Annotated in this window: 19 protein-coding genes and 1 pseudogene; 8 read left to right on the top strand and 12 right to left on the bottom strand. The window is 59.0% G+C overall.

Annotated features, from left to right (window positions below):
* The first annotated feature begins 867 nt into the window (after window positions 1-867).
* Entirely contained in the window at window positions 868-2229 is a 1362-nt protein-coding gene (hemN, locus tag X735_RS144105) for an oxygen-independent coproporphyrinogen III oxidase (protein WP_023812692.1), read from the top strand.
* 175 nt (window positions 2230-2404) lie between these two features.
* Here the strand turns inward: hemN and X735_RS1000000169930 are convergent, their stop codons facing one another.
* From X735_RS1000000169930 to X735_RS144090, 3 genes are all read right to left on the bottom strand, one after another.
* The gene (locus X735_RS1000000169930) at window positions 2405-2596 is read right to left on the bottom strand and encodes a hypothetical protein (protein WP_023812693.1); all 192 of its coding nucleotides are present in this window, start codon (window positions 2594-2596) and stop codon (window positions 2405-2407) included.
* Window positions 2597-3095: 499 nt separating this feature from the next.
* A complete protein-coding gene (locus tag X735_RS144095) occupies window positions 3096-3878 on the bottom strand; it encodes a hypothetical protein (RefSeq protein ID WP_023812694.1) in 783 nt (260 codons plus the stop codon).
* A 256-nt stretch (window positions 3879-4134) separates the two neighbouring features.
* Window positions 4135-5790, bottom strand: coding sequence for an MFS transporter (locus X735_RS144090; protein ID WP_031213558.1), 1656 nt, complete (start codon window positions 5788-5790; stop codon window positions 4135-4137).
* A 74-nt stretch (window positions 5791-5864) separates the two neighbouring features.
* Between X735_RS144090 and X735_RS1000000170300 the strand changes: the two genes are divergently transcribed.
* The 5 genes from X735_RS1000000170300 (at window position 5865) to X735_RS144075 (ending at window position 8787) form a co-directional block, all read left to right on the top strand.
* Window positions 5865-5996: a hypothetical protein gene (locus X735_RS1000000170300; RefSeq protein WP_023812696.1), complete on the top strand. Its 132-nt coding sequence runs from the start codon at window positions 5865-5867 to the stop codon at window positions 5994-5996.
* A 123-nt stretch (window positions 5997-6119) separates the two neighbouring features.
* Window positions 6120-6407 carry a hypothetical protein gene (locus X735_RS01000000166155; protein ID WP_050592724.1) on the top strand — a complete coding sequence of 96 codons (288 nt, stop codon included), beginning with the start codon at window positions 6120-6122 and terminating at the stop codon, window positions 6405-6407.
* 253 nt (window positions 6408-6660) lie between these two features.
* Window positions 6661-6939, top strand: a complete 279-nt coding sequence (locus X735_RS1000000168875; RefSeq protein ID WP_155930592.1) for a hypothetical protein — start codon at window positions 6661-6663, stop codon at window positions 6937-6939.
* A gap of 67 nt (window positions 6940-7006) precedes the next feature.
* On the top strand, window positions 7007-7294 hold the full coding sequence (locus tag X735_RS1000000167895; RefSeq protein WP_081726247.1) for a hypothetical protein: 288 nt from the start codon (window positions 7007-7009) through the stop codon (window positions 7292-7294).
* Window positions 7295-7821: 527 nt separating this feature from the next.
* Window positions 7822-8787, top strand: coding sequence for an IS1595 family transposase (locus tag X735_RS144075; protein WP_023812698.1), 966 nt, complete (start codon window positions 7822-7824; stop codon window positions 8785-8787).
* Here the strand turns inward: X735_RS144075 and X735_RS144070 are convergent.
* From X735_RS144070 to X735_RS144050, 5 genes and pseudogenes are all read right to left on the bottom strand, one after another.
* The gene (locus X735_RS144070; protein ID WP_031213559.1) at window positions 8777-9643 is read right to left on the bottom strand and encodes a hypothetical protein; all 867 of its coding nucleotides are present in this window, start codon (window positions 9641-9643) and stop codon (window positions 8777-8779) included. The genes X735_RS144075 and X735_RS144070 overlap by 11 nt on opposite strands.
* Before the next feature lie 273 nt (window positions 9644-9916).
* Window positions 9917-10546 carry a hypothetical protein gene (locus X735_RS144065; RefSeq protein WP_023812701.1) on the bottom strand — a complete coding sequence of 210 codons (630 nt, stop codon included), beginning with the start codon at window positions 10544-10546 and terminating at the stop codon, window positions 9917-9919.
* Between the two features lie 362 nt (window positions 10547-10908).
* Window positions 10909-12174 (bottom strand): annotated as a pseudogene (locus X735_RS01000000166160) (IS3 family transposase).
* A 552-nt stretch (window positions 12175-12726) separates the two neighbouring features.
* Window positions 12727-13098 (bottom strand): response regulator, encoded by a 372-nt coding sequence (locus tag X735_RS144055; protein WP_023812702.1) that lies wholly within the window; start codon window positions 13096-13098, stop codon window positions 12727-12729.
* Complete coding sequence (locus X735_RS144050) at window positions 13098-16703, bottom strand: PAS domain-containing protein (protein WP_023812703.1); 3606 nt, start codon at window positions 16701-16703, stop codon at window positions 13098-13100. The genes X735_RS144055 and X735_RS144050 overlap by 1 nt, the downstream gene beginning before the upstream one ends.
* Window positions 16704-17103: 400 nt before the next feature.
* On the opposite strand from X735_RS144050, the gene X735_RS1000000169345 reads away from it, so the two are divergent.
* Together X735_RS1000000169345 and X735_RS144045 are read left to right on the top strand one after the other, a co-directional pair.
* Window positions 17104-17250 (top strand): hypothetical protein, encoded by a 147-nt coding sequence (locus X735_RS1000000169345; protein WP_023812705.1) that lies wholly within the window; start codon window positions 17104-17106, stop codon window positions 17248-17250.
* 72 nt (window positions 17251-17322) lie between these two features.
* Window positions 17323-17583, top strand: coding sequence for a hypothetical protein (locus X735_RS144045; RefSeq protein ID WP_023812706.1), 261 nt, complete (start codon window positions 17323-17325; stop codon window positions 17581-17583).
* Window positions 17584-17628: 45 nt separating this feature from the next.
* On the opposite strand, the gene X735_RS144040 is transcribed toward X735_RS144045, so the two are convergent.
* The 4 genes from X735_RS144040 to X735_RS144025 form a co-directional block, all read right to left on the bottom strand.
* Window positions 17629-18381, bottom strand: coding sequence for an SDR family oxidoreductase (locus X735_RS144040; RefSeq protein ID WP_023812707.1), 753 nt, complete (start codon window positions 18379-18381; stop codon window positions 17629-17631).
* Between the two features lie 103 nt (window positions 18382-18484).
* A complete protein-coding gene (locus tag X735_RS144035; RefSeq protein WP_023812708.1) occupies window positions 18485-19135 on the bottom strand; it encodes a VOC family protein in 651 nt (216 codons plus the stop codon).
* Between the two features lie 51 nt (window positions 19136-19186).
* Window positions 19187-19993 (bottom strand): SDR family oxidoreductase, encoded by an 807-nt coding sequence (locus X735_RS144030; RefSeq protein WP_023812709.1) that lies wholly within the window; start codon window positions 19991-19993, stop codon window positions 19187-19189.
* A 100-nt stretch (window positions 19994-20093) separates the two neighbouring features.
* Window positions 20094-21395: an epoxide hydrolase family protein gene (locus X735_RS144025; RefSeq protein WP_023812710.1), complete on the bottom strand. Its 1302-nt coding sequence runs from the start codon at window positions 21393-21395 to the stop codon at window positions 20094-20096.
* Window positions 21396-21466 lie beyond the last annotated feature (71 nt).

Consider the following 21466-nt stretch of genomic DNA (forward strand, 5'->3'; position numbering starts at 1 on the left):
GGTTGAGACTTGCTGTCACATTTGTTAAGTAGTTATCACTCCAGACGATCATACGACATTTTTGTACAATTACCCTTTTCACCTCCGCGGCGGGCCTCACAAAGGGTACTACTGCAAATGACGTGCCACCCTGACGACCCAGCTGCGGCTTGAAGCTCAAATGTGCGGGCGGACCTTGGTTCGCGCTTCCGTTCTTTTTGCCTTGCGGATCCACCCAAGCACGAACGGCAAACGTTTCGGCTACGGTTCGTCTGTTCGCTTCGCGACAGTTTGGCTTAATGGCGACGGCATTGTTTCCTGTGAGCCCCGCCGTTGAGGCATCATGCGGCGGCCACCGCTCGGTACGACGCCGTCACTTTGGCGAGCTGATGGTCGATAACCACGCGCCGCAGCCTTGCACCACTTAGTCCTAGGCGCCAGCCTTGGCATTGCGGCGGACCTGACGGTCGCGTCGAGCAGGTTTTCGTGCTGAAAGCGGCGCGGCACAGCTAATGCTTCTTGCCAGCAATTCACACAACGAGCTCATCGAGACGGCAGAGATCATTATGGGCGGCGCTAGCTGGCGTGCAAAGTCTGGACCCAACACCGTATTGTCTCATCGGATGCGGCATCTGCGCTCAGAAGAATCTCCCACGCGCAGATGAAGGGAAGGGACGGTGGAACAAAACGATGCGCGTGAGGGTTTCGGCGGGAACACCATCGTCAGTCGCTGACCGAGTGCGCTCAGACCATCGCTGTCCAGCCAAGACTGAACGGCGCCCATTTGCTAAAAAATTTCGAGCCCAAAGCGGAACGGACTGACATAGCGCAAAGACGCAGGCGAGCGCAGCGGTAAGGTTGGATGTTATCAGCATGGGACGGTGACCGTTGCAGACCACGAAATTTCGAGAGGCCCGGCTACCTTGGTACACTATCTATCCGGCTGTGTCGGAGTTCTCTGGGGCGGTCGGCGCCGAGGCTTATGAGGAATGGCTCAGGAACCTGCCGGCTGATGATCCGGTGTCACTCTATCTGCACGTTCCGTTCTGCCGATCAGCCTGCTGGTATTGCGGCTTCCCAACCACCATCACCCGCCGTGATGCGCCCATCCTCAACTATCTGGCGGCGCTGCGTGACGAGATCCGTCTGGTTTCGGAGCGAGTGCCGAAGACGTTGCCCGTGAGCGACATACATTTCGGCGGCGGAACGCCGTCTCTCATCGGACCAGCCGAGTTCCTCGCTCTGATGGAGTTCCTGCGATGCCGCTTCGCCATCTCGAAAACAGCTACGGTCGCCATCGAGATCGATCCACGCACGCTCACGCCCGAGATGGCGGAAGGCTTGGGAGCGGCCGGCGTGAACCGCGCGAGCCTGGGCGTACAGAGCTTCGATCCCATTGTTCAAAAAGCGATCAACCGAATCCAGAGCGAGGCCCAGACGTCGGCTGCCGTGGAAGTGCTGCGCCGGCATAGAGTGAGCCGCATCAACTTCGACCTCATCTACGGCCTGCCGCGTCAAACGGTGGAGTCGTGCGTCGAAACAGTGAGGGCGGCGGTCGCCATGCGCCCCGACCGGCTTGCCTTGTTCGGCTACTCGCACATCCCATCTCAAGTAAAGAATCAGCGCCTCATCGAGGCGGAATTTCTTCCCGACAGCGCTGCCCGCGCTGAACAGTATGCGGCTGTCGCCGTGACGCTGATTGCCGCCGGCTACCGACAGATCGGGCTCGACCATTTCGCCTTGCCGGACGACGAGCTCGCGCTGGCACAGGAAACAGGTCGCCTGCGACGTAACTCGTTGGGCTACTCGGCCGATACCTGCAGAACCCTGATCGGTTTCGGCGCGTCGGCTATCGGCCGCATCGGCCAGGGATACGTTCAAAACGAAGTTACACGGGATTCCTACATCCAGCACATCGCAGCTGGCCGACTGGCTACATCGAAGGGCCATCGCCTCACAGACGACGACCGCGTGCGAGCCGCAATTATCGAGCGATTAATGTGCGATTTCGAGGCTGACGTGCCGGCAATCTGTGTCGCCCACGGATCTGATCCGATCCGTCTTCGCGATTCGGCTGAGCGCTTGGCCATGCTGGCCAAGGACGGGATAGTGGACATCGAAAACGGCTTTGTCCGCGTACGGCGGGAGCATCGCTTTGGGATTCGCGCTGTCGCTGCCGCATTCGATGTTTTTAGGGATGGCGTTATGTATATCCCGCAGCAGCTTAATGCGATGCAAAGCACGACATAGTCCGGCATCAATGTCTCCGCTTGGAACCGCCGGCCTACTTGCCACGCCGGCCGGGCGCTGGTCTGGCAAGTGGGCTTTCCGTTTGCCAATTGTTCGTTCCCGGCCCTCACGGGGCGGCGAGTCCCTGCCGTGAGCGCCTCACCCGCGAGGCTACATGGCGGCCGTGGAGATTACCTCAGCAGCGGCGCCCGATCGGAAACCTTATCACCTCAGCGCTTTGGCGTGGCTGCTTGAACTCTTCGACGGCAACCGCCTCAATTAGCAGGTCCAAGGCTTCGCGGCCCCTTTGACTCATCGGGTCATCCCCACAAAGGTAGTCATACGCTCGATCTAAATGCACTCGGGCGGCGGAAAAATCGCTTGTCATATCATAGAACCCTCTCTACCCGCCCGCATTGCCGTCTACGAGGTGAAGGTAGTGCAATCGTCAATATATACAGACAAATTTGAATTAAATCGGAGATGATCATGGATGCCGAGTTCCCTGGCCTGATGCCGCCATCGAGCCCGCCGACGAGCACTCGCTGGCGCTCGGTCGGTTCATAAATGCCGAGCACCCCGTCCCGAGACCACCTCTGACCTCCCTCCTTCGATGCTAGACGCGTGGAAGACATGGCTGCGCCGCCGCTGCGAGAAAGGCGTGTCCCATCGCGCGGCGGCTGCATAGTGGGCAGCCAGCGCCGGGAGCCAATCGGCAAAGCCGCGTGTGGCGATTTTGGATAGCGGGCGCAGGCGAATCGCCACGCCCGTCCAGCATGTCCGATGCCGCGTAGGCCGCCAGGATCCCTGAGCGGAGTGCATGCACGATCCCGCGTGATGATAGTGGATCGGCACAGAACAGGCAGTCGCCCGCCGCGACCCAGCGGTCACCGGCGGCGGGATCGATCGTTGCGGTTCCCGCCGCCTTGATCATGCTGGCGGTCTCGATTGCGTTGGGCGGCACGAGCGGCGCGATGGACTGCGTTGCGGCTAAAGCGCGGTACCAATGTCCGGCTTTGCGCAGTTCGCTGCCCAGATCCGGATCGGTGAGGCACGCGCAAGTCGGCGCTGTACCACCAGCCTTCGGGACGCGCCTCGACGACCATGCTGCAATCGCCCGGTGCGCGGTCGAAAAAGCGTGTGTAGGCGGCAAGATGTCCGTGCATGGTGAGCTTGGCGCCGAAACATCGCGCCAGCCTCCAACTGCGACCGGTCGCCCAAACCACGGCGCGGGCAACGATAGCTTCATCGGCCAGCTTGAGCAGCCAGCCTTGATCGTCGCGCACTGCCGAACCCACGGCCGAGCCAAACCGCGTGTCCACACCTGCCGCCTTGGCCGCCTGCACCATAAGCCGGTCGAATCGCGTCCGGTCGAGCTGCCAGCCGGCACCTTGAGCGGAAAACATGCCGTGCCGCTCGCTGGGAACTTCATTGGCCCACACCGAAACAAGCGCACGATTTTCAACGAAGCCGGCCTGGGCGAACGGCGTCCAGACACCAAGCTGACGCAGCAGCCCATTCGCTACTGCCGGCAGCACCTCTCCCGGCTTTGGCCGATCATGCCTTCCTGCTTCCAGCAACAGCACGCTCCGCGCGGGTGCATCGTTGCCAACGCCAGTCCGGATGTGGTCGCCGCCGAACGTGATCGTCTCAGCGAGCTGGCGGGACAAAATGCCAACCTCAAGATAGCGTTGGCCCGGATCAGCGAGGCGGACTGAGGAAGACTTTAATTTCAAAAGGTGACACGCGGCAATAGTCGCGTGCCGCTGTAGCCCCAGGCTCCGCTTCACCGTGGGGACCGATCGGTCGCACTCTCAGCCTGGGGTTCTTCTCTGCCACCCATCATCGAATTTTGGTGGATTGTCCGTCTCCCGCACCGGTTTGAGCGCGATAGACAAGAATCGCGTTTTCTGTGCCGGCCGGGCTTCAATGACGGGGATGGCGAAAAGCTGAGTGCTCGGGCTTGCGGGCCGAGCTTGTCGGTCGCTCGATGGAAAGTGTCATCTGAGGCGCTTCCTCTCCCGCGTGCAACTGGAAGACACGCTCGTCCAGTTCCTTGTCCACTTCCGTCAGACGATGATTGAGGCGAAGGTAGTCCGTCCAGGTTGGCGTGCGGAACGTTTCCGTCCAATGCATAGGCTTCTGCAAGTTCCGCTGGAGCGTCCAATTCCGAGCACCGACCCGGCTGTGTACATGACGCCGCTGCCGCATGAGGTCGAGGAAAGCCTCGAGATTTCTCTCGGCTATCAGATATTCGACCTTGACCACGATCGGGCCGCTTCTCGGCTTCAGATTGAGAGCGACAGCGGGGGCATCGAATTCCTCCAGAGGATCGGGCTCTGAGTCGCGGCGCTCGCGAAGAGGAAACAGAACGCCGGCTGCAGCGACGAACATCAGGGAGGCAGCGGAACCCTCCAGCGCCAGGGCCAGCGAATGGTTTTCGGCCACCGTGCCCCACACCCAGCTGCCGAGCGCGATGCCACCATCTATCAAAGCATAGTAGATCGAGATGGTGCGCCCCACGACCCAGCGCGGGCTTGCCAGCTGCACGCTCACACCGACCCCTGACCAGGCGGTGACCCAACCCGCGCCGCCCAAAGCGAGTGCAATTGCCGCCACCCCGATCGAAGTTGTCAGTGCCAGGGAAAGTGAGCACGCCGCGCAGGCGACGCAGGAGAGCCTCATCAGCCGCTCCTGCGACAAGCTCCGTCTGAACAGGCTGTTGGAGAGGCCAGCGAAGACGGCTCCGGTCCCGAAGCCGGCCATGAGCGCGCCATAGGCGAGCGGGCCTCCTCCCAGCTGATCGCGGACAACCACCGGCAGCAGCGCGAGTATGGCGATGCTCGCCAAGCCAAAGAGGGTTCCGCGCGCGATCGCGGCCTTGATTTCCGATGACATCGCCGTGAAGCGCAGCCCGTCATAGATCGCCGTCCTCATCGACTCGCGTGGAAGAGGGGAAGAACGAACCTTCCACTTGCAGCGCCAAATAGTGGCCAAGGGTACGAAATAGGTGAGCGTGGTCACCGCGAATGCCGCCATAAGGCCAAACGAGGCAACTACAATGCCGCCGAGCGCCGGGCCCACAGTCCGGACGGTATTGAATCCAACAGAAAGCAGGGTGACGGCAGCGGGAACATCTCGTCGATCCACAATATCGCCAACCGACGCTTGCCAGGCCGGATCATTGAGAGCACCGCCGCTTGCGATCAAGAAGCTGAAGCCGAGGATCATCCACGGACTGACAAAGCCCAGCGCCACGGACGCGGTCAGCATCGCGGAGGCAATCACCATAAGGCACCGACCGGCGAACATGACCCGGCGCCGGCTGAAATTGTCGGCGAGAGCTCCGGCAAAAACGGACAGGACGAAAGCGGGCAGGTTCGATGAAGCCTGCACCAACGCAACCATCAGATCGGAAGCCGAGATCGTTGCCATCAGCCAGCTGATGGCAACAGTCTGCATCAACCAGCCGAGGCTTGAAACCTGCGTGGCGAGCCAGATCGAGCGAAAGGTGGGCTGCAGAAGTGGCCCAAAGGTCGTTGGTGCAGCCAAATCTTCGTTTGATCCAGCCACCCTACTCATTTTGCGATCCTTTGCTTTCCGTTATTGTCGCTTCCCATGTAATCTAGGCTGAACCGTGGCGGCTGGAAGAATAGATGACCCATTTGTCTCCGACGATGTGGCCACAGTTCCTCCTGACCAGTGGTCTGGCGGCCGAGACGCAGAAATGGGCCGGCTCACTCGCCTTCGACCACATCTTGGTGAGCCGGGATTCACATGTCATTTGAGGCATCATGCTCGTTCGAGCGCTGCCGAGCGATTTTTCGGGAAACGCGACGTTGTTCTTTTGTTGGAAACTCACTCATCAGCGGCGTTCGATGCTGAGTGTGGCTTTTGAAAAGTGAGGACGCTTGCAGATTTTTGACAGGATCAGTTCCCTGATTGACGCAGACGATTGCCAGGCCGCGATCGAAGACGCCCGCGCCCTGCTACTTCAATTCGAACAAAAGTCTGATGCGCTCACACGTGCGATTGACGAGTTTCTGCTCGACCTGATGACATTGGCTTTCATTGTCGAATGTTACGGACGCGGCTTTGAACTTCTGGCGCGAACGCTTGCCCATAGAAGGCTGGCAAAGGTCAGACTTTTGTCGGGAGGGGTCAGCCGGGCAGAAATGGTTCCAAAGCCTAATGGCTGAACCGGCGATCGCGCCTCGTTGCAATTAACGACATGGCGACCGCCAAAAAAAAGGGCCATCGGAAAACCGAGGCCCTTTAGGTGTAAAGTCAAAACCTTCAGAGGGGAACAGCTGATACGATGGAATGGGAGAAAACCATCGCGTGCATCAGCTGTAAGCTTAATCGCTAAAAGTTGTGCAATGCCCAAACACATATTGTGCAATGCAGCTATGCAGTAACGCAAAGCCTCAAGTTGCAAGATCGAGTTTGGAAATGTTTGCTGCTCGTACGGTGATGGGCGAGATCCTTAAGCGTATGTACGGCGGCATGATGGGACGCTTGCAAGCATCCAGACAAGATTATCGCGAAGCTAAAATAAGAGGTTCGATCCAATCGGCGATGCTCAATAGCCGCGCCATTCTGGTTCAGCCGGGCGTTACATCGCCTCGCCAAGTTGAGGATGTATTGGTCGCGAGCAGCCGCGCGCCAATTTGGAACCCACGACCATATGCAACGATTGGGCACTGTCCGAAGAAGGCCGAGAACGGTTGAAAGTGCGCTAGATGGAGATATTCTGAATTGGAACGGGGGCCTGGTTCATCGCCAAAGCGAGACATGGATGAAAAGCAGATCGCGCCCAACGCCTGATCCAACCATTGCAACGGAAGTCCCCTGGTCGGAAAGCCTAACCGCATATGATGACAAGCATTTCGAGCTCTATTTGAAGCTCATGGACGCTTGCGCCGACAGTGCCAGCGAAGAGGAGATGGCGCTGGATGTACTGGGTATCGATCCGGTCAAAGAGCCAATCCGCGCCCGTAAGGCCCTTCGCAGTCATCTCAAACGGGTGCTCTGGTTTATGCATGAGGGCCATAAGGAACTGCTTCCAAGCCGACCGCCTCAATAACTGCGGCGCCGAACAAGGTTGCCCGAGAGATCAGGTGGCGCCCTCGGGGGATGCGAGGACACTTGAAAGCCGCAATCGGGTTATCATTTCCATACTGCGTGTGTTCGGCTCCGCACGGCAAGTGCCCTTGAGTCGAGGAGGAATGCACATGAAGAAGAAAGTTCATCTGGAAGCCTGCTGACCGATCCCTTGGGGCCCATAATCGGGTCCCAAGTTGTTCCCGACGAGCGTTGCGAGGGGCGGATGCAGGACCAGCCGGAAATCGAGCCCGGGCGTGAAACGAAGTCAACAGGTGCGAGGTTCGGCCTGCTGGGTGTGGCTGTGTTGGCCGTAGGCGCCTTCATCTGGACCGGCTTCGGCGAAGGCATCCAGCAGGGCACGTCCAACGTCGTTCGGACTGTCATCGACAAGAGCATGCAGCGCCTTGGGCTCGGGCAAGCCCCCAACGCTCTTACAGAGGGCGAGTGGTATCTCTCGGTGTACTACGGTCCCGACTTTACGGATGTCACCCCCGTCGGCCTGGGGCAATGGCACAACACTTCCTCCTTTCCGCCGAAAGCCGCACCCTCTCCCTCAAAGAGATTTACAAAGGTGGCGAGGAAAAGGCTTACGACACGTTCAAGCGCCTTCGCTGGGCTTCGACGCAAGCCGAGCCGGTTTGCCCGAAATGCGGGTGCTTGGATCACTACGACATTCCGACCCGTCGCAAGTTCAAGTGCGCCGCTTGCGGTGCGCAGTTCTCCGTCACGTCGCGCACGATCTTCGCCTCGCGCAAGCTGTCGTTTGTCGATCTGCTCGCCGCCATATGCCTGTTCGTGAACGGCGCGAAGGGCATGTCGGCGGTCCAGTTCTCCCGCGATCTGGACGTTCAATACAAGACCGCCTTCGTGCTGGCTCACAAGCTGCGAGAAGCCCTGTCGGCTGAAACCAAGAACGAAACCCTTGAAGGCGAGGTCGAGATTGACGGCGCCTATTTCGGCGGCGTGGTGCGCCCTGAGAACCGCGTAGAGGACCGCAAGGACCGTCGCATGAAGGAGAACCAGTCAGACCGCCGTCGCGTTGTGATCGCCCTGCGCGAACGCGCTGGCCGCACCTTGACGTTCGTCCGTCATCGTGAGGCCGAAGGCGTCGAAATCGCCCGCTCTCGCATGCTGGCCGGTTCCAAGCTGTTCGCGGATGAAGCGAACCATTGGGACGCGCTGGAGGCTGATTACGCTTCGACCCGTATCAATCACTCGGAAAGCTACAGCGACGGCCACGGCAAGCATACCAACATGGTGGAAAGCTATTTCAGCCGCCTTCGCCGCATGGTCGCTGGTCAGCACCACCACGTTTCGCACCGCTATCTCTACCAGTATGCCAATCATGCCGCATGGCTGGAAGATCACCGTCGCCGGTCAAATGGCGGCAACGCATACGCCCTGCTTGGCGGCGCGCTCAATCATTCTGTGAGTCGGGTTTGGGCCGGCTATTGGCAGCGCGTTAATTCCTGACCTTGGCCTTCAATTCAGGGCTCTGCTGAAGATTCAGAACGGCCTTCCCCATAAGATCTTCAGGGATTATATTAGCATCTCGCAATACCGTCGTAACAATCTCTATAACTTCATCCTTCAGTTTTCGACCTTGGGCGCCATTTACAGCCTCTCTAGCGGTTACGGTATCCCACGCATCGACAACATCCGCCGGGGTATTTTTCTTTACAGATTCCACCTTTTTGTCGTTCAATGTAACGACATTCTCCTTAACAATATTTTCGATCAGCTCATTCCATTCGTTTTCTGGGAGCGCCCTTGGGACCCAATCATCTGTTCCAACCCGTGAGTAAATGTTACCAACGAGCCAGCCAAGCTTCGCTTGAAATTCAGGCTTCAGGCTCAATATGCGGGCCTTCTTTACTATGGCGTAGTGTTCGGTCTTCAGGGAAATCGACAGGCGAAGAAAGGCGCACATTCGATCACCAATCCCCTTGTTTACCTGTTCGTGTACATAAAAATACTCATGGTTGTTATTGTTAAGCAGGCTCTTCAAGAACATTCTAACCCTGCTCTGGCCCTGTTCAGTTATCGCGTTTGCCTTCTTCAAGACATTATTTGTTTGATATTTTTTCGCCTCTCTGTTTATTACCTCTTGAAGGGGCCGGATGGCACACAAAGAAATGTACGGGGTCGCTATCGCTCCGTCGCGCGAAACAAGGTCGCACGTCTGCGTGAGAACCATGAAATACCGATAGTCAGCGTTCAGATAGAATGGATGAACGGTCTCTAGAAGCCGCTCCAATGCAGGCGTGCGGCGAATAATGTCGCCCTGTTGCAAGTCTCCGCGCGGCGGCGCTGCATAGGTGAAGTGCATGGTTTCATCGACAACAGTTAGTAAGTGCCGGTCGACTTCTTTGCCAATGTTCGCGAGGCGTTAGCGCGCACGTTGGACTTACGGTTGTCCATCACTTCGGTATCGTAGACGAATTTGATTTTCTTCTCTTTATTCACCCTTATGGTCATTAGACCGGCTGTCGAGATGGCCCAACCATCTGCAGTGGACACTGCACGGCCTTCCCTAAACTGATCCAGATGTCTGCCGGGTCCGTGATCGCGGTCACTCGTTCCTCGAACTTTGACTGTAGTATTAGTCATTCTCTTGCTCCCCCGTTATCCCATATATATCACCTAGCAGGCGCTCCGTATACTCGCGCAGCATGGTAACCTTATCGTCTAGCGCCGCCCTAGCGTCATTAGAATTTTCAACATTTGCATTGTAGTTGAATTTGAATTGTACCGATCCAGCATCGGACAGATGCGTAGTCATCGTACAAAGGTATTTGTCGTATGAAAATTGCCGTGCAATCGTCGAGTCGATTATTTGGATCGTTTGATCGATGAATTTAGACGCGTCGCTGAACTTGAATATGTCAAAAAGCCTTTGCGGCGGATCGGCTTCGTCGTATCCAAAATTGACACCGACAGCTGCTATTGGAGTGACAGGCAATAATTGGAGCAGCTTGCTCATTGCTTTCTCGCAAACAGCGAGGGACGAATCGGTGGGGCGCCGCGAGCCGATTATCATCCTATCGGCACTCGGAATGACTATCGCGTCATCATGGACAAATCGAAGGCGGGGCGCAAAATTTTCGAGGATCAGTTCGACATTGAGTTGGTTGGTGTCGAACACATTCTTTGCGAACCAATCTGGATTAAGGATCGCCAAATTCCAGCTACCAACAGCGACAACCGTCCATTCGGTGACTATTGGTTTCATCGCGAAGCAGGCCAATTTTGGAAGTTGTCCTAGCTTCTAGATTAATTTTCTCGCTGTTGGCAAGGAGGAATGGTGCCTTTCAACCGGGCAATGCGCTGCTTTGGCCCACAGACCCGGATTTGCGTTAAGGCAACATCCTGCTAATTTTAGCCAAAACTAAAAGAAGCGGGGAGGATGAACCGGTGACTCTCTTCGGTGTTGTCATGTGCATCTATTTCGGGCACCCCCCAACAACCCGCCGAATGCACCATGGTTGGCAACTGGCGGGGATTTCTTGCTCAAGACGAATGTGAGGCAGATTTAGAACGGCTAAAGAAATTAGCCGCGCATGGATTGTTGCCGATTGACCTGCCACTGAACTGTCATCCAGTGGCGATTAGAGCCGCGACCATTTCTGTTACGCCGTTTGGCGCGGGTAAAGCAACCGGCGGAGGCGCGGAGCCTTCGATCGGCGCAGCGTCGGAGCCGGTTGCGGTGATGACCTCGGCATAGGCTGCCGGGGTCTGGTAGCCGAGCGAGGAATGTGGCCTGGCGGTGTTGAAGTCCTCCCGCCACTCGGCGATGGCGCTGCGAGCGTGGTCGAGGCCGAAGAACAGGCTCTCGTTCAACAGCTCGTCGCGCATCCGGCCGTTGAAACTCTCGACGTAACCGTTCTGCATCGGCTTGCCTGGCGCGATGTAGTGCCATTCGATCCTGTAATCCTTCGACCAGGCGAGGATGGCGTTCGAGGTGAACTCGGTGCCGTGGTCGGAGACGATCATGCCTGGCTTGCCGCGCTGGGCGATCAGTTCCGTCAGTTCACGGGCAACCCGACGGCCGGAGATCGAGGTGTCCGGGATCGCCGCCAGGCATTCGCGCGTCACGTCGTCGACGATGTTGAGCACGCGGAACCTCCGGCCGCAGGCGAACTGGTCGTGCACGAAATCCAGCGACCAGCGCGCGTTCGGCTTTGCCTCGACGAGGATCGGCGCCCGCGTGCCGACCGCTCGCCGCCTTGCCCGGCGCTTGCGCACCGTCAGGCCCTCCTCGCGGTAGAGCCGATAGATGCGGTTGACCCCGGATGCCTCGCCCTCGCGCCTGAGCAGGATGAACAGCCGCCGGTAGCCGAAGCGTCNGATAGATGCGGTTGACCCCGGATGCCTCGCCCTCGCGCCTGAGCAGGATGAACAGCCGCCGGTAGCCGAAGCGTCGGCGCTCGTTGGCGAGGTCACGCAACCTGCCGCGCAACTCCGTCTCGGGCGGACGCCGGGACTGGTAGCGGATCATCTTGCGATCAGCGCCCACAAAGGAACAGGCCCGACGCTCCGACAGGCCCATGACGGCCTGCAGATGCGCGACGGCTTCGCGCTTAACGGCGGGCCCTACCATTTTTTTGACAGAAGCTCACGCAGCGCCGAGGCTTCGAGCATCTGGTCGGCGAGCAGCTTCTTCAGCTTGGCGTTCTCGTCTTCCAGAGCCTTCAGCCGCTTGGCGTCAGAGACGTCCATCCCGCCATACTTGGCCTTCCAGTTATACAGCGTCGCCTCCGAGACCCCGTGCTTGCGGGCCAGATCGCCCGCCTTCGCACCCGCCTCATGCTCGCGCAGAACCGCAATGATTTGCTCTTCCGTGAAACGCTTTCTCTTCATCAGTCCGTCCTTCAATCAAGGGCCGGACTCTAATCTCAGATGGAGGAAAAACTCAGTGGCAGGTCANTCTCTTCATCAGTCCGTCCTTCAATCAAGGGCCGGACTCTAATCTCAGATGGAGGAAAAACTCAGTGGCAGGTCAGAGGCTGGCGCGACGGCGCCGCGCCGTCCGCGTACGCCGCCCGCCAGTCGCACGGCTCTTGGAGTTTCCCCACTCAAAATCCGCCTTGGTCGCTTCAGCCTTTTGCCCGCTACCTGGATAGGCGCCGTGGCGGGAGCGAGGCCTAATGCAGCGCTTGGCCGTGCTCGACCATCCTGCGTATCACTGACGGCGCCAGCATCAGACCTCTTATGCAGGCCCAACGATGTGGCCGCTTTGCGCCCAAAATCGGCCGATAGGGCGTTCCGCGGATGTGGCCTTCGAGGGACTCGCGAACAGAGATGTCATCGTCGATGACATAGACCGTTCGAGCGGTGTCAGGCCGGGGTACTCCTATGGCGAAGAGCGGGTGAGAGGTCATCGTCGCGTTGAATGGCTTTGCTGCAGAACCCTCATCCCCTTCCTAGCGCAGCTTCCACGGCCTTGACGATCGCCTCCTCCGTAAAAGGTTTGAGCAGAAAAGCCACCGCGCCGCGCTCGAGCACTTGCGCTTCCAACATTGCATCGGCGTGGGCCGTTATGAAAACAATGCCTACGTCGATCTGTCGGTTCAGAAGCTGAATCTGCAGTTCGGGGCCTGTCATCCCCGGCATCGAGACGTCAAGAACCAGACACCCAGCCGACGTCAGTTCGTCGGAAGCGAGAAAAGCTTCCGCCGACTCGAAGGGGCACGTGACGAACCCGTAGGAGTTCAGGAGGCCAGGAAGGGACTCACGAACGGATTCGTCGTCGTCCACCACGCAGACCAAATTACTGTGCATCATTACGCTTGCCTTGAATTGAGACCTGCAACCTCTACGGCATTGCACGGCAGAGAGAATGTGAACGTCGCTCCGGGCTCGTTCCCATTGGGTACCGCCGTGAGGCTGCCACCGTGGGCCTGGATGATCGAGCGACTGATGGACAGCCCTATACCCATGCCGTCGGGTTTGGTCGTCCTGAACGCCTCGAACAGCTTTTCGGTCTCCTGTGGGTTGATACCGTGCCCGGAATCGCGGACTTCGAGCGAAATATGGCCATCGGGTTCGCACCGGGTCGCGATCCGAAGCATTCGGACACGGTCCGTGACCTCGCTCATGGCCTCAGCGGCATTCAGGACGAGGTTCAGAATAACCTGTTGGATCTGGACTCGGTCCGCGGCCGCGGGGGGCAGGTCTCCTGCAAAGGCCGTTCGCACGATCACACGGCGACGCTGTAGTTCGCTTGCGAGGAGGGCAAAGACTTCGCGAGCGATCTCCTGCAGGTCGATGGGTTCAAGGGTCGGGGCGCGACGAGCGTAGAGCGAGCGCAGGCGCTTGATCACTTCCGATGCGCGGTTGCCGTCACGGAGAGTGCGCTGGGTGGTCGCAAAGGCTCCCGCCACGTCAGGCGGCTCGGCCGCGAGCAGGCGCAGGCAGGTGCTTGAATTGGTGATTATACCAGCCAGTGGTTGGCTGACCTCGTGGGCTATGGATGCCGTGAGCGTGCTAAGCGCCGTCACGCGCGCGACATGAGCCAAGTCCTCACGCGCCCGATTGAGGTCGTCTTCGGCGAGCTTCCTGGCGGTGATATCCTGCAGCGCGCCCATGAACACCGGGCGATCGGGAATCTGGTCGATCCGATGGCCGACCACTTGAGCGTGGCGGATACCCCCATCGGTGTTGATAACACGGAATTCGAGCTCGAAGTTTTCGCCTATCTGCGCGCCGCCGATCAGGGCCTCGACCTGACCCAGGTCGTCCGGATGAATCGCCGTCATCATCATGTCCATCGTGACCTTGCAACCGGGCTCTAACCCGAACACTTTGTAAATGACCTCAGACCAATTGTGCTCATCAGCATGGACGTCCCAGGTAAAGCTCCCGGTCTGGCTCAAGCGTTGGGCCGCGGTGAGGTAAGTGTTGGTCCGTGCCAGTTCGTCTTCCGCCACTTTGCTGATGGTGACGTCTTGCGTGCTGCCCAAGTAGAGGATGCGGTCGGTAATTTCCGGGATGCGCGTACTGACAGTATGAACATACTTGGTCTCGCCGGCTGGCGTGACGATCCGATAGAAGACGTCGAAGTCGGCCCCGAAACGCTTACCGTCGGCGATAACCTGCGCAACCCGGGGCAGGTCTTCGGGATGAATGCCGTTTAAAATCGTGTCTATCGTGGGAGGCTGCTCCGGATCAACGCCCCAGATCCGATAGTTTTCGTCTGACCAGTCTATGTCATCGGACTCCAGATCCCACGTGAAGCTACCGATCTGGCTAAGCGACTGAGCGGTCTTCAGGTAGCGGTTGGCCCTCGCAAGCTTGGCCTCACTCGCCTTAAGGGCGGCTTCAGCGAGCCGGTCTTTCGTTACGTCCTGGTTGCTGCCGATATAAACGAGACGATCGGTGATCTCCGGAATCCGGGTGCTAACGGTGTGGATGTGCTTGACGCCTGCCGGCGTGACGATGCGGTAGGTGACATCGAAGTTCTCGCCAGACCCGCGCGCCCCATCGATGGTCTTCACGACCAAATCTAGATCATCCGGATGGATCGCGTTCAGGATGATGTCTACCGTCGGCGTGGCGGCCCGGTCGACTTCCCAGATCCGATAGTTCTCGTCTGACCAGTCAAGCTCGTTGGAATCGACATCCCAGGTGTAACTGCCCACCTGACTGAGGGTCTGCGCCGCCTTGAGGTAGCGGTTGGCTCGCCGCAGACCGGCCTCACTCGCCTTCAGCGCCTCTTCGGAAACTTTGGCTTCGGTGATGTCCTGAAGTGCACCGAAATAGGCCGGCCCATCCGTGGTTTCCGGCATGCGTGTGGCGACTGAGCGAATATGCTTGACCACACCCGCAGGGGTTACAATGCGGTGCACCATCTCGAAGTTTGCGCCTGCCTGCACCGCCTCGCTCATGCCCGCCGTGACCCGTTCCCGATCATCGGGGTGGATCCCGTTCAAAACCATCGACATTGCCGGAGGGAGCGACGGGTCGATGCCCCAGATCCGGTAGGACTCGGCTGACCAATCGAGGTGGCCCGTTTCAACACCCCAGGTAAAGCTGCCCGTCTTGCTGAGCCTTTGCGCCGCGGTCAAGTACATGTTGACCCGCATTAGATCCGCTTCGCCCGTTTTCAGAGCTGCCTCGGCCAGCTTGCTCTCGGTGATATCCTGCGAGCTGCCGAGATAAACCACCCGGTCGGATATCTCGGAAATGATCTCCATCACAGTATGCAGGTGCTTCACGCCCCCTACGGGCGTGACGATGCGATAGAAGACATCTAACCCTTCCTTGGCCTGCGTAGCAGCGGCGAAGACCTTCAGCATCTGCTGGCGATCCTCTGGGTGGATGGCGGCGGCCACCATCTCCATGGTCGGGGGCACGGCAGGGTCGAACTCCCAGATGCGATAATTCTCCTCCGACCACACCTGCTCGTGAGAATCCGTATCCAGCGAAAAACTGCCGGTCTTGCTGAGCCGCTGCCCCCCCACCAGGAAGTGATTGGCCCGGCGGAGGTTGGCCTCGCTGGCCTTCAGGGCGAGGTCGGATCTGGTGCGTTCGATGGCGATGCCGGCGATGCGCGCGAAGCGGTCCACCAGTTCTTCATCCTGGCAGGTGGGGCCTTGCGGCACATGCTTGTAGATCGCGAAAATCCCGAGCACGTTTCTATGACTGTCGAAGATCGGGGCAGACCAGCACGATGCCAAGCCGAAACCCGTGACGAGTTGCGGCCAGGGCGACGCTGCCCAACGAGGATCTCTTGGCGGGTCGGCGGCGATAATGGTCGCGCGAGATACGACCGCCAGCGAGCAGGGGCCGTACTCCGGGTCGATCTTCAAGCCTTCGAGCGCGGCGTTGTAGTCTGCCGGAAGGTTTGGGCCCGCCGCAACCCGGAATCGCTGCCCGTCGTGGTCGACGTAGAGGATACTACACACGGAGCCAGACGAGAGATCCTCAACGAGAAGACAAAGCTCGTTAAGCACGCTAGGAAGCGGCAGACCACGTGCGACGAGCTCAAGCAGACGCTTTTCCGCCGCCAACTGAGCCTCGGCCCGCGTGCGGTCCTCGATATCGGTGTTCACGCCGCACCAACCGATCAGGTTTCCCGCCATGTCTCTGAGTGGACGGGTCTGCAGGTTGAAGCGCCTATAGACGCCATCGTGTCGGCGGAGCCGAGCCGCCACGTTGATTTCTTCAGGCGCCGTGACGCTAAGGGTTTCTTTCCACGCCGCCTCAACGACCGCCAAGTCATCCGGATGGAAGAGCGAGATCCAGCCGGAAGCGTTCGCCAGCTCAACCGTAGTTCCCGTGTACTCGCGCCAAAGTCGGTTGACGAAGTCACAAGATCCGTCTGGCGTGGCAGTCCATACCATCCCTGGCAGTGCGTCCAGCAGGCGAGTCTGATCCGTCTCCATCATTGACTTTCATGCCGTCCCCGGTTGACGAGAATGCAGAGCCGACCCGCACGCGTCCATAGGACCATGGTGTCGGTCGTCGCGATTCCTGTAGCCGCTCTCGTTGCGCCTGTCAGAGACGCCGCCTGAAGACCGCCACGCCGTAGGTGGCCGGGTGGCCGACGAAGCGCGACACGACGTTTGCATCCAGATCGACGCCCGGCGTTCGCCAGGTGATCATCAACTGTAGCTGAGGTATTCTCTCCGAAGCGATACCCTTCCAAGCACAATCTGTCGTGCCTCATTATAAGGCGTAAGACGCTGTTTCGTAGACCAACACAAAAGTATTGCCGACACTATCGTGCAATGGATTTGCGGGGGGCCGTCAGTCGATCAATAGCGCATTCAACACAGGAGATGTGTCATGCGCGATCAACGGCTGAGCAATTCTCGCGTCGCAGCAATCGTCAAAACGAAGAACGAAATCAGCGTCAACCAAGCGCGGTGGATCCTGGTTCCGCTGTTCGGATTATGGATCTTGGTTTCCGCCGCAGGCATGATCCTCGGATGAAGAAACGCCCCGGCCGTGACCGCAGCCGCCAAACATTAGCCCTGTGCTTTCGCCCGATTTCCTCTCAGCTCCTTGACCTTCGCCGATCTGCATCGGATGATCGCGAAGGTTGCCGTCAACCGCTACTCGTGGCCTTTATGGATGGGCATTTGCATCTATGCATGCGGCCTGCTTGGCGGCTATCGCGCCGACGCGGCGGTGTTATGGATTTACTGCCGCGTTCAACGCCATCTTTCCCGATCGACCCGGCCAAGCCAAGATAGTCTCAAGGTGCTGTTGCCGCTTGTGGTCCTGGCGTCCGCAAACGGCGCGTTCCATTTCGAAGCGCACTAGCCAAGGCTCATCAGACATAAGAAGTCAGCAGAAGGCTCGGCATGACTACGAGACAAGTTGCTGACCGCCGTCGATGTCGTATGTCGCGCCCGTCAGCGCCTTGTTACTCATGATATGAACGGCGAGCGCTGCGACGTCGGCCGGCTCCACGACACGCCGGATAGGCAAAATTTGCCTCAGCTCTTCACGCCGCTTTTCAAGATTGTCGCCCAACAACGACGCCGAGAGTTGCGTATCGACGAAGCCGGCCGCGATTAGGTTCACGCGGGCGGGGGCCAGCTCGAGGGCCAGATTGGCAATGAGCGCAGGCAATGCAACCGTGACCGTCGAAACGATTGCAAGGCCCTGACGAGGACGACGTGCGCCAGTGCCGCCCATGAATGTCAGCGATCCACCTGGCATTAGCTTGCCCACGGCGCATCGGGCCACATTAATCGCGAGCAGCAGATGCTCCGTGAGATCTTTGCGCCCCTCCTCAGGCGACACTTCAAGCGGTGGGCGATAGTGGGGCGCGCCGGCTGTGACCATGACGTGATCCACTAACATTGGAAGATTCCGGAAAAACGCCTCCAGCGCGTCGGCATCGTTGGCGTCGAAAGTAGCAATGTGTTTCGCGCCGGTCTCTTGCGCTGCCAGTTCGAGACGATTCTTGTCGCGGGCTGCCAAGATGAGGCTGGCGCCCTCCGAGCGGGCACGCCGGGCTGTCTCTAGCCCGATCCCGGCGCTGCCTCCAATGACAACAACAGTCTGGCCAAGCAGGTGGGGTTTGCACCTGCCGAAAAGGGGCGCGGTAGCCATTGATACTCCTTACGCGACTGGTCGGGATCACCGTCTTATGTCCCAAATCAAATTGCCTCGGCTTCAGAAGGCCGCCCGGCACCTTATCCACCCGCTCAGAAGGCTAAAGAGGCAGCGTTTTGCCCTTATATTCGGCAACGATGTATTCGGCGTACCAATCCGGCCAGTTCTCATCATGCCGGCCACCGTCCCGCTCTTCGTGTTTTCCATGTGCAGCAGCCGCGCGGCGCAGTGCGCCTGCGAGATCCGCCAAGGAGACAAAGCTTGTCGCATCGGCATCGACCCTACCGGGAAAACGATTGGTGATCTCTTGCATCAGCCATGTGTTGCGGTCAGGATCGTTGAATGTCGCGAATGAGACGTAGCTACGTCCTTCGGGATCGCGCCCCTGGATAGGCGGTTGGCCTGGCCCGGCCCGGTGGAACACCTCACTGACCTCAACCCCCTTTGCCAAGAGCTCGGCGCGTGCGGTTTCGATGTCAGATACGACGAGATAGGTTGTACTTGCGGCGTCGGGTTTGGCAGATGTGAGCCCTATCCCGAAGTGCACCGACGCGGGGGAACCCGGGGGCGTGAATTGCACAACGCGGAACGACTCGTCTACCGCGAAATCGGCGTCGAGCCGCCACCCGATTCGGCCGTAAAAGGCCTTGGCGCGATCTACATCCGACACCGGGATCACAACAACTTCGAGCTTCATATCGCTCGTCACGGTCGGTGCGGCATTGCCGCTAACAACTTCGGCAAGGGTCATAGTATTCTCCTTTCGTCGATTCGAAGGCGCAGAAGGATCCCGGTTGCGCTGCTATGCGTCGACAGCAACCCTATAACGGGAGGCCGGCACTTTTCGGGACAGGTTCGGGATGAGCTTTTGGCGCGCCGCCTCGTAGCTATCCCAATCCGAACGGTCCGGGAGCGACGGAATCGTGACAAGCTCTCCCTGGTCAAAGCCGGCCAGTGCGGCGTCGACCAGGTCTTCTGCCTGCATCACCCGCTCGTCCGGGTAGTTGGAAAGATCACCGCCGGCCACATCCCAGAAGTTGGTCTGCACCGCGCCTGGGAGCACCGCCTGGACGGCGATATTCTTGTCCGCAAGCTCCTTGTGCAGTGAAAGGGTGAAGGCCGTGACATAAGCCTTCGTTGCGCCGTAGACACCGTTGAGCAGCTCCGGCCAGAGGCCCATAGCCGAACTGATGTTGATGATGGACCCGCCTCCCCGTGCCACAAAAGCCGGCGCCGCCGCATAGGTCAGGCGGGTCACCGCTGTGACATTCAGTTCTATCATGTCATCCATGGCGTCGACATCGGTCTCGAGTATGGAGCTGACGGCTCCGAGACCTGCATTGTTGACAAGCATCGAGATCCCGTTTCCACCGCGAAGGAGCGCCTCAATCCTGCCGCGGTCAGCCTTGTCGTTAAGGTCGGCCGCAACCGTTCTTACGGCGCGGCCTGTTACGCCCGATATGTGGCGCGCCACGCCGTCAAGCTTTTTCTGGTTCCGCGCCACTAGAATGAGATCGTAGCCGCGGCGTGCGAGCCGGTCGGCATAGATGGCCCCGATGCCCGAGGACGCGCCCGTTATCAATGCAGTTCCTTTTGCCGACGTATTCATGGTGTTCTCCACTTGAAGGTGCAGCTTGACATTGGCGCGGCCGGGCCGGGGAACCCAGCCGCGCCCTTGCGAGGAGGCGTGGGAGGCGCCTGTGCTCGCGTTAGATAGATTCGCGTAGCGTCTTGAACGAAGCCCGAAGCTCGGCGCTAAAGGTCGCCGGCTGTTCCCAGGCGGCGAAATGACCGCCTTTAGGAAGCCGGTTATAGTGGATGAGCTTCGGATAAGCCTTCTCGGCCCAGCTCTGCGGAGCCTGGTAAATCTCGTCGGGAAACGCGCTGACGGCCACTGGGATCTGTATGCCCCGAGGATCGAAAAATCCTCCTGCAGGGAAGTGTGCGTTATCCCAGTAGAGACGGGCCGACGAAATCGCGGTGTTGGTCAGCCAATAAAGTGTGACGTTGTCCAGGATGTCATCACGTGTCAGACCCTCGGTTTGTCCGTCGAAGACACGCGCTATCATTTCATAGCTGCGAATGTCGTGATCAAGCATCCAAGCCGCGAGGCCGACCGGCGAGTCAGCAATGCCGTAGAGCGTCTGCGGACGATTGTTCATCTCAATCGCGTAGCCAAGCCCGTTTTTGTAGAAGTCGTCGAGCTGGTTCCAGGCACGCCTTTCGTCCGGAGTCAGACTTGCCGGCGGCGGCGTCCCAGCGGCAAGCGCCTTCGAAATTTCGGCTGGAACCGTGGCTGCCATGTTGGTGTGGATACCCAGCAGTCCGGGAGGCTGCTGCAGGGCCATCGTTTCAGTAACCGCATTGCCCCAATCGCCGCCCTGCGCCACGTATTTCGTGTACCCAAGCCCTTGCATAAGCTCCGCCCAGGCCCTCGCGATGCGCGTCGGCGTCCAGCCCGGCGCCGTTGGTTTGCCGGAGAAGCCATAGCCAGGTAGCGACGGTATGACCAGGTGGAAGGCGTCCGAAGCGCTGCCTCCGTGAGCTGTTGGATCCGTCAGTGGCTCGATGATCTTCAACTGCTCGATGATCGAACCCGGCCAGCCATGCGTGACAATCAGCGGCAGGGCATCTTTGTGCTTGGACCGGACATGGATGAAGTGAATGTCCAACCCATCTATGCCCGTAATGAAGTGAGGCAGTGAGTCGAGCCGCGCCTGCATTGGGCTCCAGTCGTAGTCTGACGCCCAGTAAGCTGCCAGTTTCTGGATTGTGGCCAATTGAACGCCCTGCGTGTCGCCAGCGACAGTTTCCTTGTCAGGCCAACGCGTCGCTCTGACCCTGTTGCGCAGATCGTGAAGCTGGTGTTGCGGGAAATTGGGGGAAAATTTGCGGATTGAGGTGTCTGCCGCGGCCGTCTTCAAAGCGCTCGGAAGGACGGAAACCGCTCCCAAGGCAACTGTGGTGGCAATGACTTCGCGTCGGTTGGGCATTATCGATTTTGCTGGCATCGCGGTCTCCTCTGTTTCCCATTCAAGTCGATGGGTGAACATTTCGCTCGTCGTGAGCCGGAATGCGATTG

This window comes from Mesorhizobium sp. L2C084A000 (assembly GCF_000502875.1).
In the GTDB taxonomy this organism is placed as follows: domain Bacteria; phylum Pseudomonadota; class Alphaproteobacteria; order Rhizobiales; family Rhizobiaceae; genus Mesorhizobium.

What these genes read in the sequence shown, in the direction of transcription:
- X735_RS144065 (WP_023812701.1), bottom strand. Translation starts at nt 10,546, where the DNA reads ATGAAACCAATAGTCACCGAATGGACGGTTGTCGCTGTTGGTAGCTGG.
- X735_RS144030 (WP_023812709.1), bottom strand. Translation starts at nt 19,993, where the DNA reads ATGAATACGTCGGCAAAAGGAACTGCATTGATAACGGGCGCGTCCTCG.
- X735_RS144025 (WP_023812710.1), bottom strand. Translation starts at nt 21,395, where the DNA reads ATGCCAGCAAAATCGATAATGCCCAACCGACGCGAAGTCATTGCCACC.
- X735_RS144090 (WP_031213558.1), bottom strand. Translation starts at nt 5,790, where the DNA reads ATGAGTAGGGTGGCTGGATCAAACGAAGATTTGGCTGCACCAACGACC.
- X735_RS1000000168875 (WP_155930592.1), top strand. Translation starts at nt 6,661, where the DNA reads ATGTTTGCTGCTCGTACGGTGATGGGCGAGATCCTTAAGCGTATGTAC.
- X735_RS144040 (WP_023812707.1), bottom strand. Translation starts at nt 18,381, where the DNA reads ATGGCTACCGCGCCCCTTTTCGGCAGGTGCAAACCCCACCTGCTTGGC.
- X735_RS144050 (WP_023812703.1), bottom strand. Translation starts at nt 16,703, where the DNA reads ATGATGGAGACGGATCAGACTCGCCTGCTGGACGCACTGCCAGGGATG.
- X735_RS144070 (WP_031213559.1), bottom strand. Translation starts at nt 9,643, where the DNA reads ATGCACTTCACCTATGCAGCGCCGCCGCGCGGAGACTTGCAACAGGGC.
- X735_RS1000000169345 (WP_023812705.1), top strand. Translation starts at nt 17,104, where the DNA reads ATGCGCGATCAACGGCTGAGCAATTCTCGCGTCGCAGCAATCGTCAAA.
- X735_RS144055 (WP_023812702.1), bottom strand. Translation starts at nt 13,098, where the DNA reads ATGATGCACAGTAATTTGGTCTGCGTGGTGGACGACGACGAATCCGTT.
- X735_RS1000000170300 (WP_023812696.1), top strand. Translation starts at nt 5,865, where the DNA reads ATGACCCATTTGTCTCCGACGATGTGGCCACAGTTCCTCCTGACCAGT.
- X735_RS144035 (WP_023812708.1), bottom strand. Translation starts at nt 19,135, where the DNA reads ATGACCCTTGCCGAAGTTGTTAGCGGCAATGCCGCACCGACCGTGACG.
- X735_RS1000000169930 (WP_023812693.1), bottom strand. Translation starts at nt 2,596, where the DNA reads ATGACAAGCGATTTTTCCGCCGCCCGAGTGCATTTAGATCGAGCGTAT.
- X735_RS144075 (WP_023812698.1), top strand. Translation starts at nt 7,822, where the DNA reads ATGGCACAACACTTCCTCCTTTCCGCCGAAAGCCGCACCCTCTCCCTC.
- X735_RS1000000167895 (WP_081726247.1), top strand. Translation starts at nt 7,007, where the DNA reads ATGAAAAGCAGATCGCGCCCAACGCCTGATCCAACCATTGCAACGGAA.